General features: G+C 53.7%; 13 protein-coding genes. 7 read left to right on the forward strand and 6 right to left on the reverse strand.

What is annotated here, in order from left to right; genetic code table 11:
- Window positions 1-92: 92 nt before the first annotated feature.
- Window positions 93-887 (reverse strand): hydroxyacylglutathione hydrolase, encoded by a 795-nt coding sequence (gene gloB, locus KO499_RS17995; protein ID WP_215985125.1) that lies wholly within the window; start codon window positions 885-887, stop codon window positions 93-95.
- 97 nt (window positions 888-984) lie between these two features.
- On the opposite strand from gloB, the gene KO499_RS18000 reads away from it, so the two are divergent.
- The 5 genes from KO499_RS18000 to KO499_RS18020 all read left to right on the forward strand — a co-directional run bounded on the left by KO499_RS18000 (window position 985) and on the right by KO499_RS18020 (window position 5,575).
- Window positions 985-1,776, forward strand: coding sequence for a class I SAM-dependent methyltransferase (locus KO499_RS18000; RefSeq protein ID WP_215985126.1), 792 nt, complete (start codon window positions 985-987; stop codon window positions 1,774-1,776).
- 31 nt (window positions 1,777-1,807) lie between these two features.
- Window positions 1,808-2,251, forward strand: a complete 444-nt coding sequence (gene rnhA / locus KO499_RS18005; RefSeq protein ID WP_215985127.1) for a ribonuclease HI — start codon at window positions 1,808-1,810, stop codon at window positions 2,249-2,251.
- 37 nt (window positions 2,252-2,288) lie between these two features.
- Window positions 2,289-2,999, forward strand: coding sequence for a DNA polymerase III subunit epsilon (gene dnaQ, locus KO499_RS18010; RefSeq protein WP_215985128.1), 711 nt, complete (start codon window positions 2,289-2,291; stop codon window positions 2,997-2,999).
- 217 nt (window positions 3,000-3,216) lie between these two features.
- Window positions 3,217-4,923, forward strand: a complete 1,707-nt coding sequence (locus KO499_RS18015; protein ID WP_215985129.1) for a chemotaxis protein — start codon at window positions 3,217-3,219, stop codon at window positions 4,921-4,923.
- Between the two features lie 4 nt (window positions 4,924-4,927).
- The gene (locus KO499_RS18020) at window positions 4,928-5,575 is read left to right on the forward strand and encodes a multidrug transporter (protein ID WP_215985130.1); all 648 of its coding nucleotides are present in this window, start codon (window positions 4,928-4,930) and stop codon (window positions 5,573-5,575) included.
- A 71-nt stretch (window positions 5,576-5,646) separates the two neighbouring features.
- Here KO499_RS18020 and KO499_RS18025 read toward each other — a convergent pair whose 3' ends face one another.
- Complete coding sequence (locus KO499_RS18025) at window positions 5,647-5,961, reverse strand: SCP2 sterol-binding domain-containing protein (protein WP_215985131.1); 315 nt, start codon at window positions 5,959-5,961, stop codon at window positions 5,647-5,649.
- Between the two features lie 231 nt (window positions 5,962-6,192).
- Between KO499_RS18025 and sohB the strand changes: the two genes are divergently transcribed.
- The gene (gene sohB, locus KO499_RS18030; protein WP_215985132.1) at window positions 6,193-7,257 is read left to right on the forward strand and encodes a protease SohB; all 1,065 of its coding nucleotides are present in this window, start codon (window positions 6,193-6,195) and stop codon (window positions 7,255-7,257) included.
- Window positions 7,258-7,327: 70 nt separating this feature from the next.
- Here sohB and KO499_RS18035 read toward each other — a convergent pair whose 3' ends face one another.
- From KO499_RS18035 to metH, 4 genes are all read right to left on the reverse strand, one after another.
- Window positions 7,328-7,834, reverse strand: coding sequence for a DUF934 domain-containing protein (locus tag KO499_RS18035; RefSeq protein ID WP_215985133.1), 507 nt, complete (start codon window positions 7,832-7,834; stop codon window positions 7,328-7,330).
- Window positions 7,827-9,479: a nitrite/sulfite reductase gene (locus tag KO499_RS18040; protein ID WP_215985134.1), complete on the reverse strand. Its 1,653-nt coding sequence runs from the start codon at window positions 9,477-9,479 to the stop codon at window positions 7,827-7,829. Before KO499_RS18040 ends, KO499_RS18035 begins: the two co-directional genes overlap by 8 nt.
- A 362-nt stretch (window positions 9,480-9,841) precedes the next feature.
- Window positions 9,842-10,078, reverse strand: coding sequence for a DUF2970 domain-containing protein (locus KO499_RS18045; protein WP_215985135.1), 237 nt, complete (start codon window positions 10,076-10,078; stop codon window positions 9,842-9,844).
- A 32-nt stretch (window positions 10,079-10,110) separates the two neighbouring features.
- Window positions 10,111-13,809, reverse strand: coding sequence for a methionine synthase (gene metH / locus KO499_RS18050; protein WP_215985136.1), 3,699 nt, complete (start codon window positions 13,807-13,809; stop codon window positions 10,111-10,113).
- A 219-nt stretch (window positions 13,810-14,028) separates the two neighbouring features.
- Here metH and nfuA point away from each other — a divergent pair, with 219 nt between their 5' ends.
- Window positions 14,029-14,616, forward strand: a complete 588-nt coding sequence (gene nfuA / locus KO499_RS18055) for a Fe-S biogenesis protein NfuA (protein WP_215985137.1) — start codon at window positions 14,029-14,031, stop codon at window positions 14,614-14,616.
- Window positions 14,617-14,732: the final 116 nt, after the last annotated feature.

Here is a 14,732-nt window from a genome sequence, read left to right on the forward strand (position 1 = left end):
TTTGCAACGATTTTATGGGACCGATTTAAAAACGGTCAAGAAACCTCTCGTTACGGCTCTGAGAGGATTTGTTAAGTGCGTATCGTCGAACGTCAGAAGTTATCCTTGCCGTGGCGTATCGCCGCAAAGATGGCGTTGTCAGAATCCGCTGGCAGTCCCTGCTTTGCACAATAGGCTCGTGTAGCTGCGATAACGGCCGGATCGTCCCAGCGCAGGAAAGGATTCAGTTGCCTCTCGTTTTCAAGCACCGACGGTACGGTAGCTATTCCGGCATTGCGGGCAGACTGGCATTGCGTCTCGAACTGTTTGAGGCCTTCATCTTCCGGTAACCAACTACGGGCAAACCGGAGATTGGCAAGCGTATATTCATGGGCGCAATATACGGCGGTTTTTCCTGGTAGAGCTCTCAGCGTCTGAAGGGACTGACGCATTTGTGCAGGGGTGCCTTCGAACAGCCGTCCGCAGCCACAGACAAACAAGGTATCGCCGCAGAACAAAACCGGTCGGCCCTCAATTTCGACATCTGTGAAATAGGCAATGTGATCCAGTGTATGCCCGGGCACTCCCAGTACCTGAAATGTCAGCCCTTTCCAAACCACCTCATCGCCGGGGCGGACCAGGTGATTGCTACCCTGATAGGGTGAGTCTGCGGGGCCGATTACCCGGCAGTCCGGAAAGCTGGCAAGCAACTCTTTAATGCCACCGACATGGTCCGGGTGGTGGTGGGTCACCAGAATGGTGTCCAGCACAAGATTTTTCCTGGCCAAGTGGTTCAGGACTGGCTGTGCCTGACCTGGATCGACAACCAGTGTTTTTCCGCTGGCGGCATCGGAAAGGCACCAGATATAGTTGTCACTGAAAGCGGGTATGGCGGAAATGGTCAGCATAAGGCCCCACATGTGATTGTCGAATGTGGCTGATATGATAGAGCATTAAACACAAGGTCCCAACCGCAGGTCAGGGCTCCGGGAGAGTGACGCAAGGGTGAGTGAATCCGTCGCAATTGATTATTCCACCAGGCATGAGAGCTTTGAGCGCTGGTTCCAAAGCCCGTTGGGGCGTGCTTTGCTGGCGGATCAAAGGCGGTTTCTGGATGCTGAGCTTCAGAATCTCACCGGTGCAAGGCAATTACAGGTTGGCGTCAGTCATCGGCTTCCGCTGGCAACAGGCACTGATTTCTCACAGCGAATAATTGCAACACCGCGATGGTTTCCCAACATGCCCGATGGGGTGGCTATCTGTGATGCTGACGAGCTTGCCTTTCCGGGCGACTCCATGGATCTGGTCGTAATGCATCATACCGCTGACTTTTCACCTTGTCCTCATCAGGTCATCCGCGAGGCTGCGAGAGTACTCAGGGGCGAGGGCACCATGGTGTTGATTGGCTTCAATCCTCTCAGCCTCTGGGGTGTGCGAAAACTCATTGCCAGAAGTAATGAGGGCCCATGGGGCGGGCGCTTTCTTCTTCGGGGCAGGATGGAAGACTGGCTCCGCCTGCTGGGCTTCGAAGTAGAAGAGTCTGTTACCCGGTTTTTCCGGGTGCCCCTGCAAAGAGGCGCCCGGAAAGTGGTGAGCCGGGTTGATAATCGGCTATCAGGTAACAGGTTTCTGCCAGTGGGGGGCTATTACTGTATCCTTGCCAAAAAACGCGTGCATGCCCGGCTGCCACGCCGTCCGGTCTGGCGACAGAGCAAAGTCATTGCCATGCCGGGTACCAGGGCCGTAGGCGCTTCGCGCGGCTGTAGCAGAAATGATTCACCCGTAAACAAGCTTTAGTAAACCATTGAATTTGGTATCAGGAGACTGAATGGCCGGCAAGGTAATTCTATACACAGACGGCGCCTGTAAGGGCAATCCTGGCCCGGGAGGCTGGGGGGTAGTGCTGCGATACGGCGATGTTCGCAAAACCCTGCATGGCGGCGAAGCGGCAACAACCAATAATCGCATGGAGCTTATGGCTGCTATTCGCGGTCTTGAAGCCCTTAAGCGTGCCTGTGAGGTGGAGCTGTTCACGGACTCCCAATATGTCCGGAAAGGTATCACTGAATGGATGGCAGGCTGGAAGCGGAATGGCTGGAGAACCGCTGCAAAAAAGCCGGTCAAGAACGAAGATCTATGGCGGGAGCTGGATACGGAAGTGGCCAGGCATAAGGTCAACTGGCACTGGGTCAAAGGACATTCCGGAGTACCGGATAACGAACTGGCGGATGAGCTCGCCAACCGTGGCGTTGAAGAGCTGACCAACGCTTAGGCGTGTGTCGCAAAACACAGAGAACCGGGTACAGGCAATGAGACAGATCGTACTAGATACAGAAACCACGGGTATTGACCCGGCAGAGGGTCATCGAATTATCGAGATCGGCTGCGTTGAATTGATGGAGCGTCAGCTCACCGGGCGCAACTACCATGTCTATATCAATCCGGAGCGGGAAGTTGAAGCCGAGGCCATAACAGTCCACGGGATCACCAATGAATTCCTCGCCGACAAACCGCTGTTTGCTGATGTCGCCGACGAATTCTTTGAGTTTATCAAGGGCGCGGAGCTGGTTATTCACAACGCAGCATTTGACGTCGGATTCATGGACTCTGAATTCGCCCGTCTGAAGCCCGTGAGGAAAACCGCTGACCATTGCGGTATTGTCGATTCCCTTGCAATTGCCAGAGCCCGGCATCCGGGCCAGAAGAACAATCTTGATGCGCTGTGCAAGCGCTACGGGGTCGATAACAGTAATCGGGATTTGCACGGGGCATTGCTCGATGCCGAAATACTGGCCGATGTCTACCTTCTTCTGACGGGTGGACAGACGGCACTATCCCTTGATGCGGGCTCAGAAAATGGCGGCGGTGCTGCCGGCATCCGACGCCTCCCTGCGGACCGGGAGGCGCTTGCAGTGATCCGTGCGTCGACGGCCGAAAACCAGGCTCACGACGAATTTATGTCCATTCTGGAAAAACAGGCCGGAGAAACCATTTGGGGAAAACTCCAGAACCCGGAATGAGAACTGTGTCTGCCTGTACCAAATGTTACATTCTGCCTTTCTTGAGGTACTTGAGTTTTATGTTATAAGTAATGATAAGTTCGCCAGTTTTTTGCGAGCTTGCTTTGGCCGGATAAGGGGTGTTCGGCTCACAACAAAAAGGACTGGTCCGCTGTATTCAGACCAGTGACCACCAAAGAGGATGCGGTAGTCTCCGCAATATTAATGGGAAGTGTTTATGGTTCAGTCGTCTCTCGCGACGAAATCGCAGTCGTTTGATCTGGTCAAAAGTGAAATAGAGCAGACCATCAAACAAGCAGAATCCAGCCTTGAACGCTTTCAGGAAAACCGCGAAAGGGGTGAGGATCTCCAGAACTGCGTCGATTTTATCAACCAGTTGCGTGGTATCTTTATTCTGGTAGAGCTGCGCGGTGGAACCCTGCTTTGCCAGGAAGCGGTGACGATGGCCAATGACGTCCCCGTTGGCGCCAATGACGACAAAAATATCCTGCTCACAACGCTTAACAGCGCACTTTTTATCCTCCGTCGGTATGTTGAGTATTACCATCAGCAGAGGGAGGATCATCCTGAACTACTGCTTCCTGTTATCAATGATCTCCGGGAGGCGCGAAGGGAAAAACCATATCCCGAGTCGTGCTTCTTCGATATCGATGTCAAAGAGCGCCCTGATTTCTGTTCTGGTTTAGCATTGCAGGAATTTGAGGGCAGCGAAGCTGATTACGAAGTCATGGCCCGTCGTATGCGTCTGACCTTTCAGGTGGCGCTTCTGGGAATTCTGCGCGACCGTAACGACGTGGTGAGCAAGAAACTGGTTGGGCGTGCCGCGCGGGGATTTGCACGCCTGTGCCAGGGTGCGCCCATGGGACAGATGTGGTGTCTGGTGGGCATTGTCGCAGACACCATGCTTGATCGTGCGATGGTCTTTAACAAGGCCCGCAAGCGCATGTTCATGCGGATCGAGAAATACGCCCGTGAAGTGGTATATGTGGGAAAAGTGGCAACTGCCAAAGATGCGCCGGATTCGTTGATACGGGATCTGGTCTATGTTCTGTATCGCAGCGGTTCTGCAAATCCCGAAGTAACCGGGGTGTTGTCCGCCTATCATCTCGCGCCGGCTGATTTTCCGGATTCAATGCTCGAGGCTCACTCCCGCAGGTTGTATGGCCCTGGCAGCGACGTTCTGAAATCCCTGTCAGAAGCTCTGCAGAGTGAGCTGAACCAGTTGAAAGACAAGCTGGATATTATTGAGCGGGGTATCGAGCCGGATTTGGCTGAGTTGTCGTCGATCGCTGATGCATTGGATCGTCTGGCTAACACGCTGGTCATGCTGGACCTGAACAAGCTCGCGGGTATTTCGAGGGAAGAGGCAAACAAACTGCGTAATTGGGAAGCAGAGTCCCGACTGCCAGGCGATGATGAGCTGTACAGGCTCGCTGATTCCGTACTTGGGGTTGAAGATGCGGTGATGCAGATCGTAACCAGAGGCATTACATCAGAGACTGATGCCCTGGCTGGCGGTGAGCGTAAGCGAGAGGAATCTTTGTACCTTCGGGAGGCCATGTATGTGGTTGCCGATGAGGCTCGTGGTGCGCTGACGCTGGCGAAACGGGCGATTACTGCTTTTATTGAATCCGATTTCGACAAACTGCATCTTGCCAATCTACCGGTGACACTGCACAGCATCTGGGGTGGTCTGCAGATGGTTAACGATCCAGCGGCGGCAGAGGTTCTTGAACGTGTGGCAGCGTCAATCCAGGAGCGCCTGCTCGATGCCAAGGAAGCTCCGGAAGCCCAGGTACTCGAAGCACTCGCAGATGCGCTGACCTCTCTTGAATACTACATCGAGAGTATCGGTAAGAGTGATGACCGTAACGCGGACTTGCTGAGATTGGCAGAATCGTCGCTGGACGACGTAGGCTTGTAGTTTCATGTCTCATTCGCTCGCTATTATTGTACTGGCTGCTTCAGGTGCCACACTGGTAATAGCGGGCATCCTGTTTTTCAGACAACCGCATTTGTTCGTTACCTGGCTGAAGGGAATGGCGGTTTTCTGCTCGATACTGGCCGGTCTGTACGCTCTTGTCATCGCTGTCAATCTTACCAACTATCAAGAGATGGGGGGTATGCAGACCATTGCCACGATCACCACGAAACGACAGGCTGAGCAGATCTGGGAGGTTAGTCTTGATCGACCAAATGGGGTGTCGGTGGCAAGGACACTGCAGGGAGATCAGTGGCAGATAGACTCTCGTATTCTGCGGTTTTCCGGGCCGCTTCAGTGGCTTGATTTCACGCCCGGATACCGATTGGAGCGGTTGAGGGGACGTTACACATCGCTGGAGCAGGAGTGGTCTTCTCCGAAAACCGCAATCGCCTCTTCCTCGGCCATTTGGCCGGACATCTGGAAATGGGATCAGCAGTTCAATCTGCCGTTTATAGAGGCTGTCGATGGTAACTCGACGTTCATGCCTATGCGAGATGGTGCCGTCTTTGATGTAAAGGTTTCATTTTCGGGGCTGGTGGCAGTTCCAGTTAATGAGCAGGCGAGGGCAGCCGTACAGTTCTGGAATCAGTAAAAGCGCCCCGGGTACATAAAAAAGCCTGCGCCGAAGCGCAGGCTTTTTTATGTACCATTCAGAAGAGCCTGTCAGCCCATTTTGAACAGTTCACCCAGCTTGGTCGCCAGCATCATATCGCCTTCAGCCCGGAGCTGACCTGCCATGAATGCCTGCATACCATCAGTCTCTCCGGAAACGATGCCCTTCAATGTTTCGGAATTCATGATCAGGGTGACAGAAGGATCGTCATGGGCGCCTTCATGCATCTTGCAGGTGCCGTCGTTGATGACGAGGTGGTAAGTCTTGTCGTCTTCAATGTCAAACTGGAACACCAGGTCCAGGCCTTGAGCTGCGTCTGCGTTAAAGTTCTGTTCCAGTTGTTCAAATACCTGAGCTACAGACATTGGTATCCCCTTTTAGTGGTTGTCTGGTCATGATCACGATGGCGTGATGTCCCTGGCTGCACGAGCCTGATCGGGTGCCTGGGTAGAGCCGATCTCGCAATCCGACTTTATGGTGAGTGGTCCGTTCTGTCAAGGTCGATCGAACGCTTGTTTTAATTTTTTTGCTCTCTTTATCACCATAATTTCGGTAAGTTACACTCTTGTCTTTGTATAAACATTTGGAGAAGCACTTTGGAGTTCCTGACAGAATACGGTTTGTTTTTGGCCAAGATCGTGACCTTTGTGGTAGCGGCGCTGGTGGTGATCTCTGTCATCATGTCCGCGGCCCAGAAGGATCGGGGTGATCATGAGGGTGAAGGAGAACTCAAAATCCAGAAACTGAATGAAAAATACCAAAAACTGCGTGAGGTCATCCAGGCCAGGCTGATGAGCGAGCAGGAACGCAAGGCATTCGAGAAGGCGCGGAAAAAAGAGAAGAAAGCCGAGAAAAAGGCAGGTAAGGCAAAGAAAAGCGACGCAAGCGAGCTGGACGAAAGGCCCGGTCATGTTTATGTTCTCGACTTCGATGGTGATATTAAAGCAAGCGACACAGATCCCCTTCGCCGTGCAATTACGGCAGTGTTGAGCGTCGCTGATCCTGAGAAAGATGAGGTTGTGATCCGCCTTGAGAGTGGCGGCGGACTGGTTCATTCATACGGTCTGGCAGCTGCCCAGCTTGATCGTATTCGTAGCAAGGGAGTCAAGCTGACTGCCTGCGTCGATAAGGTCGCAGCGAGCGGCGGTTATATGATGGCCTGTGTAGCGGACAGGATCGTGGCATCCCCGTTCGCGATCCTGGGTTCAATCGGCGTGGTCGCCCAACTGCCCAACTTCCATCGGTTACTCAAGAAGAACGACGTGGACTTTGAAGTTCTGACTGCAGGTGAACACAAGCGCACGATGACTGTTTTCGGAGAAAATACCGACAAAGGACGGCAAAAGTTTCTGGAAGATCTTGAAGATACCCATGTATTGTTCAAAGAATATGTTAGCGAACGTCGGCCGGATCTGGATATTGCCGCTGTAGCAAACGGCGATATCTGGTTTGGCAAGCGGGCAATGGACGTGAAGCTGATTGATGAGATCAAGACGTCCGATGAATATCTAATTGAAGCCTGTGAGCGGGCAGATGTGGTCTCGGTGACCTACCAGCGCAAACGGAGTCTTCCGGAAAAACTGGGATTGGCAACCAGTTCGGCGCTTGAACACACTGTCTGGAGAGTCCTGGGGGCGTTCCGGAACCAGAAGTTCCAGTAGTCGGCTTGTTAATGGCTGAGAGCTTGTAGACTGAATGAAAGAGAGGGGTAGCCCCTCTCTTTCAGGTAGATCAGGAGGCGCGACGCCTGAAGAGAGGGATGTCGGTATCGGTAGCGGCCTGGTAGCCCTGGCTGAAGAAGTTCAGGCATTTCTCAGCTTTGGTGATATCTTTGTCAGCCCGAAGCACATACGCATCAAATCCGCAGCGCTTCATGAACTGAAGCTGGTCCAGCAAGACATCCCCGATTGCCCGCATTTCGTTAACGTAACCGAAGCGTTCCCGCAGCAAACGACCAATACTGTATCCGCGTCCATCACTGAACTTCGGAAAGTTGACGGCGATCACCGGCAGTTCGTTCACGTGGCCATCCAGAATTTCCGGCTCGTCGTGGCTATCGAACCATACGCCGATGTCCTGACGTCCGCTGAAATGATCGTATCCGGCCAGCCAAAGATCTGCTGGAATCAATGCTGGCTGGTCCGCCGGGATGTCGAGAGATTCACCCTCGGCCGGGCGGGGTATCACAGTCCAGTTGTCCTGGCGGATGCTGCCATCCCGGGAAATTACGTTAGGCATACACGCGCTCCTTGAAAGGCTCAATTCCTACACGGCGATAAGTGTCCAGGAAGGTTTCCTCTTCCGTGCGTTTGGAAACATAGACATCAATAATTTTGGAGACCACGCTGGGCATGTCGTCACGGGCGAACGACGGGCCAAGGATCTTCCCAATCGATGCGTCATGTTGGGAGGAGCCACCAAGGCTGATCTGATAGAACTCCTCGCCCTTCTTGTCGACACCCAGAACACCGATATTGCCAACGTGGTGATGACCGCAGGCATTCATACAGCCCGAGATATTCAGATCAATGTTACCCAGGTCATACAAGTAGTCCAGGTCATCAAACTGTCGCTGGATGGCTTCCGCTACCGGAATTGACTTGGCATTGGCGAGGGCACAGTAGTCGCCCCCGGGACAGCAGATCACATCGGTCAGAGTGTTCAGGTTCGCGGTGCCAAAATCCATCGGTGTGATGGCTTGCCACAATTCAAACAAGCGGTCCTGACGGACATCGGCCAGAACCACATTCTGCTGATGGGTTACGCGGACTTCGCCGAAGCTGAATTCGTCGGCCAGATCTGCAATCTGTTCCAGTTGCCTGTCGCTCACATCTCCCGGAGGTGTTCCGGTTTTCTTCATGGTCAGGGTTACGATGGCGTAGCCCGGCTTCTTGTGAGTATCAACATTGTGGGTGAGCCACTGATCGAAGCCCCTGTGCTCGAACCGCTGGGAGGCCAGAGTGTCCGTGGCGTTTTCCAGTGCCATGTAATCCGGTTCGGTAAAGTAGGTCTTGATCCGGTTAATGGCTTCCGGTGTAAGTTTGGTTGGCGAATCCTTGATGTGCTGCCATTCGGCTTCCACCTTTTCTGCAAAGCCGGCAGGCGTCAGTGCCTTGACCAGAATCTTGATTCTGGCCTTGAATTTATTGTCCCGCCGGCCATATCGGTTGTAAACGCGGAGCACCGCTTCCAGATAGGTCAGCAGGTCCAGCTCGGGAAGGAAGCTGCGAATGACAGGGCCGACCATTGGAGTGCGGCCGAGGCCGCCACCGACATGAACCCGGAAGCCAAGCTCACCGGCGTCATTGCGTACCATTTGCAGGCCAATGTCGTGAACCTGAATAGCGGCACGGTCAGTGTGCTCCGAGGCATTCACCGCCACTTTGAATTTCCTGGGCAGGAAGGCAAATTCCGGATGGAACGTAGACCACTGACGGATGACTTCGCAGTAGGGCCTGGGATCGGCGATTTCGTCAAACTGGACGCCGGAGAACTGATCCGTTGTGGTGTTTCGTATGCAGTTACCGCTGGTCTGGTTCGCATGCATCTCGACTTCCGCCAGTTCGGCCAGAATATCGGGCACATCCTCAAGCGCTGGCCAGTTGAGCTGGACGTTCTGGCGCGTCGTGAAGTGGGCGTACCCTTTGTCGTAATCGCGGGTGATACGGGCAAGTCTGCGCAACTGATTCGAGCGCATCATGCCGTAGGGAACACAGATCCTGAGCATAGGGGCAAGACGCTGAACGTACAGCCCATTCTGCAGGCGCAGGGGAAGAAACTCCTCTTCAGCCAGTTCACCGGCCAGAGCTCGTTCGGTCTGGTCTCGGAACTGGGCAACCCTCTCGGCAGCCATTTGCCGATCGTGTTCATCATATACGTACATAGTGGGAAGATCCTGCTTGAAAGCGTCATATTCAGGCCGGCGGCCTTATATCTGACGGGAAGGATAACAGCGGGTTTTTATTCTTAAAATGATTATTTCAAAATATGTTTATCGATTCAGGTGATAAGCAGAAAGAACAAGGCACTGGACGAATATTAATTACCTGCTTAACTTAGGGGGGATTGGCGCCGTGTCAGTTACCGCCGCCATGACAATAACAACAAGACGAGCAATCACCCGCAAAGAGGAATCGACATGAAGAAGACCGTACGCTCTGACAGCCAAGCTGATGCCGTTGCCGCAGTTGTTCTGGTAATGCTTGCGGTGACCTTCGCAGTTGTCTGGGTCTCAGGTCAGTAACGCTACTGACTGGCCAGAACCAGGTTCACAATCACAATCAGCCCCACCACGAAACTGACGGTAAACAGGATTCCTGCGATGATGTATGGCCAGGGGCTGTGGCTTGAAAAATCTTCTTCCCGGCGTTTGTCGGACTGCACACCGATGGCGCCGGCAAGAATACTTTGCATGACCTTCAAAATACCGGGTCTTTTAGGCTTTTGTTGATCGATCTTATTTGCCTTTAACAACTCAGTCATGATCCGCCCCTGGTCTCTGTCTTGCGTGCAGATTATTCAGCTGGATCGTAGGCCAGACTTGGTGCAAGCCAACGTTCCGCTTCGGCTCGGGATATTCCCTTGCGTTCAGCATAGTCTTCAACCTGGTCAGCGCCAATTTTCCCGACTGAAAAGTATTTGGATTCCGGGTGCGAAAAATACCAGCCGGACACGGCGGCGGTTGGAAACATGGCGAAATGTTCCGTCAGCTCAATTCCGATTTTATCGGTGGCCTCGAGAAGTTCAAACAAGGCAGCCTTCTCAGTATGATCCGGACAGGCAGGGTAGCCTGGAGCAGGGCGGATTCCGCGGTATCGTTCTTTGATCAGATCGTCATTGGCCAGTTCTTCGTCAGCGGCGTAACGCCAGAACTCCTGTCGGACACGCTCGTGCATGCGCTCAGCGAAAGCTTCTGCGAGACGGTCTGCCAGAGCTTTCACCATGATTGCGTTGTAATCGTCATTGGCGTCCTTGAACTCCACTGAGAACTCCTCGGCGCCGATGCCTGTAGTGACGGCAAAGCCACCCACGTAATCAACGTTGTCCGAGCCCTCAGGTGCCACGAAATCAGAGAGTGCCATCATGGGTTTTCCGGGAGCCTTCTCATCCTGTTGTCGAAGGTGGTGCAGGGTGGTCAACTCGTCGCTACGGGATTCGTCCTTGTACAGCACGATGTCGTCGCCTCTGCGATTCGCTGGCCAGAAACCGATAACGCCGCGGGCAGTGATCCGTTTCTCGTCGATCATCCGGCGCAGAATAATCTGAGCATCGTCGAAGAGATTTCGTGCTGCCTCACCACGCTTGGGGTCATCAAAGATGGCCGGGTACTTGCCAGAAATATCCCAGGATATGAAGAATGGCGTCCAGTCGATGTAATCAACCAGCTCATTGAGATCGTATTCTTCGAAGACCCGGATTCCAGTAAATGCCGGTTTGGGGGGCTGGTAGCCTTCAAACGATATCTCCGGAGCACGATCCCGTGCCGCCTTGAGAGAAACCAGCTTGGTCCTGTCGCCACGGTTCTTGCGGCGCTCGCGGATTTCATCATATTCCGTGCGTGCAGCGCTTACCAAATCCGGCTTGGCGGTTTTGCTTAGAAGTTGCGAGGCAACGTTCACGCAGCGAGACGCATCCGATACGTACAGTGCAATGTCGTTTTTGTACTGGGGCTCGATCTTTACGGCAGTATGAGCCTTCGACGTTGTGGCTCCGCCTATCATAAGCGGGATCTTGAAATCCAGCCGCTGCATTTCGCGGGCCACGTGCACCATTTCGTCCAGGGAGGGTGTGATCAACCCGCTGAGACCAATGATGTCGACGTCGTATTGTTTTGCGGCGTCCAGAATCTTGTCACAAGGCACCATGACGCCGAGGTCAATGACTTCATAGTTGTTGCACTGAAGCACCACTCCGACGATGTTCTTGCCAATATCGTGCACGTCGCCTTTCACTGTCGCCATGAGGATCTTGCCTTTGGCTTTCTGATCTTCAGTCTTCTCGGCCTCGATAAAAGGGATCAGATGGGCGACGGCCTGCTTCATGACGCGGGCACTCTTGACCACCTGGGGCAGGAACATTTTCCCGTCGCCGAACAGATCGCCAACCACGTTCATGCCGTCCATCAACGGACCTTCAATCACTTCAATGGGGTGGCTTGCGTTTTGGCGGCAGGCTTCGGTGTCATCAATGATGTACGAGGTAATGCCCTTCACCAGAGCATGTTCAAGTCTTTTTTCAACGGGCCATTGCCGCCATGCCAGGTCTTCTTCCTGTGTTTTTCCGCCTTTGCCTTTGTAGCGTTCGGCAATTTCAAGCAGGCGGTCGGTGGCGTCATCGCGGCGGTTCAGGACAACGTCTTCCACCCGTTCCTTGAGTTCCGGATCGATTTCGTCGTAGATCACCAATTGTCCGGGATTCACGATTCCCATGTTCATCCCGGCCTTGATGGCGTGGTACAGGAACACGGAGTGGATGGCTTCCCGGACCATATCATTGCCCCGGAACGAGAAGGACACGTTGCTCACGCCTCCGGAAATGGAGGCGTAGGGAAGGTGTTCCCGAATCCAGCGTGTGGCGTTGATGAAATCCACAGCGTAGTTGTTATGTTCTTCTATGCCAGTAGCAATGGCGAAGATGTTAGGGTCAAAGATAATATCGGCCGGATTGAAGCCGATGCCCTTTAACACGTCGTAGGAGCGTTTGCAGATCTCTGTCTTGCGCTCATAGGTATCTGCTTGCCCCTGTTCGTCAAATGCCATCACGACAACGGCGGCGCCATAGCGCATGCAATCCCGGGCTCGTTTGATGAACTCGTCTTCGCCTTCCTTAAGGCTGATAGAGTTCACGACGGCCTTGCCCTGGATGCAACGTAGCCCTGCTTCGATCACGTCCCACTTGGATGAATCAATCATGATCGGGACCCGGGAGATGTCCGGTTCCGAGGCCACCAGCTTCAGGAAGGTAACCATCACGTCCTTCGACTCCAGCATGCCCTCATCCATGTTGATGTCGATGATCTGGGCACCGTTTTCTACCTGGTCCCGGGCAACGCTGAGAGCTTCTTCGTACTGTTCTTCCTTGATCAGGCGCAGAAAACGCTTGGAGCCGGTGACGTTGGTGCGCTCGCCTACGTTGATGAACAGAACGTTATCATCGCCAGTAAATGGCTCGAGGCCGGAGAGGCGCAGGGCTTTCGGTCGTTCAGGAATTTTCCGGGGAGGGTACTTTGCTACAGCCTGGGCGATGGCTTCAATGTGGTCGGGGCGTGAGCCGCAGCAGCCGCCGATGATATTCAGGAAGCCATCGCGAGCGAAACCTTCAATAATCTCGGCCATTTCTTCAGGTGTCTGGTCGTACTCACCAAATTCGTTCGGAAGGCCGGCGTTCGGGTGTGCGGTTACATAGGTTTCCGCCTTGGCAGACAGTTCTTCGACGTATGGCCGAAGAGTATCGGCACCCAGCGCGCAGTTGAGCCCCACGGAGATAGGTCTGGCGTGCGCTACGGAGTTCCAGAAGGCTTCGGTGGTCTGGCCCGACAGGGTTCGGCCTGACGCATCGGTAATCGTGCCGGAAATCATGATCGGCAGTGCTGTACCGCTGTCTTCAAAGTATTGTTGGGTGGCGTAGATGGCTGCTTTGGCATTCAGCGTATCGAAAATGGTTTCGATCAGGATCAGGTCGCAGCCACCCTCAACCAGGCCTTCAACCGCCTCGTAATAGTTGTCTACCAGGGCCTGAAAGTCGACGTTTCGGTAGCCAGGGTTGTTAACATCCGGTGAGATAGACGCGGTGCGCGATGTGGGTCCGACGGCGCCGGCCACAAAACGGGGCTTTTCCGGAGTCTTGGCGGTGTATACATCTGCGATCTGTCGCGCAAGCTGTGCGGCAGCTACGTTCAGTTCTTTCGCAATTTCTTCGAGGCCGTAATCTGCCTGGGAAAGCTGGGTGGAATTGAAGGTGTTGGTTTCGATGATATCCGCGCCGGCGTCCAGGTAGTCCGCATGGATGTTGCGGAGCAGGGCCGGCTGAGTCAGGTTCAGAAGATCGTTGTTGCCCTGAACCTCACGTTCATAATCGGCAAACCGATCGCCGCGGAAGGCCTTCTCGTCCAGCTTGAGGTTCTGGATCATGGTACCCATGCCGCCATCAAGGATTACTATGCGTTCCTGCAAGGCCTTGTGGAGCTGGTCGAGACGGGTTGTGCGATCGGTCATAAATATATCCGGATGTCGTTAATAGCGCTGTAATAGTGTCAATGGCGCGGGATCATAGCAAAAATGCCCAGGCTCGTCTTAGTACGAATGACGATTATCAATTGCCTTTCGTATATACCTGCCAATACGGGAAATTCATTACCCGACTATTTTACTTGGTCTTTCATGTTGCGACGATCTCCCTTAAAATGAAGTGAAACTTTCAAACGGGTTGAAAACATGGCTCAGGTTACTGTGACAGATCCCGCACGGGATTATCTTGCACAACTTATCGAGAAGCAGGACGTGGAAGGCATGGGAGTCCGTATATTCGTGACCCAGCCCGGTACCAAAAATGCCGAGACCTGTCTGGCCTATTGCCCGCCCAACGAAGTGGTACCTACGGACGAGCAGGTGGATCTGGACAAGTTCATTTTGTATCTGGATCACAATTCCGTGCCCTTCCTCGAAGAGGCTTACGTAGACTATTCCAAAGACCAGATGGGCGGTCAGCTCACTATCAAAGCACCCAACGCCAAGGTGCCCAAGATCGATGATGATGCGCCTTTGCCCGACCGCGTGAATTACACTCTGGCTTCGGAGATCAATCCGAACCTGGCAGCTCACGGTGGCGAGGTTTCGCTGGTAGAAATTGTCGATGAATCGGTGGCGGTACTGCGCTTTGGTGGTGGTTGTCAGGGCTGTTCTGCAGTCAGCCTGACCCTGAAGCAGGGCGTTGAAACCACGCTTAGAGAGCGCGTACCGGAAATCACGGCCGTACGTGATGTGACCGACCACACCAACACTGAAAACGCCTACTACCAGTAAAACCTTCTCTCTCCGCTGTACCGCGCTCTCTTCGGGCGCGGCAGCGGCTGCAAGGCCCTACCGCAAGATATTGTCTTGCAACACTGCCAATGCTGCGGTGGTATGAATGCTCTATT

The organism is Marinobacter sp. F3R08, assembly GCF_018860425.1.
Classification (GTDB): Bacteria; Pseudomonadota; Gammaproteobacteria; order Pseudomonadales; family Oleiphilaceae; genus Marinobacter.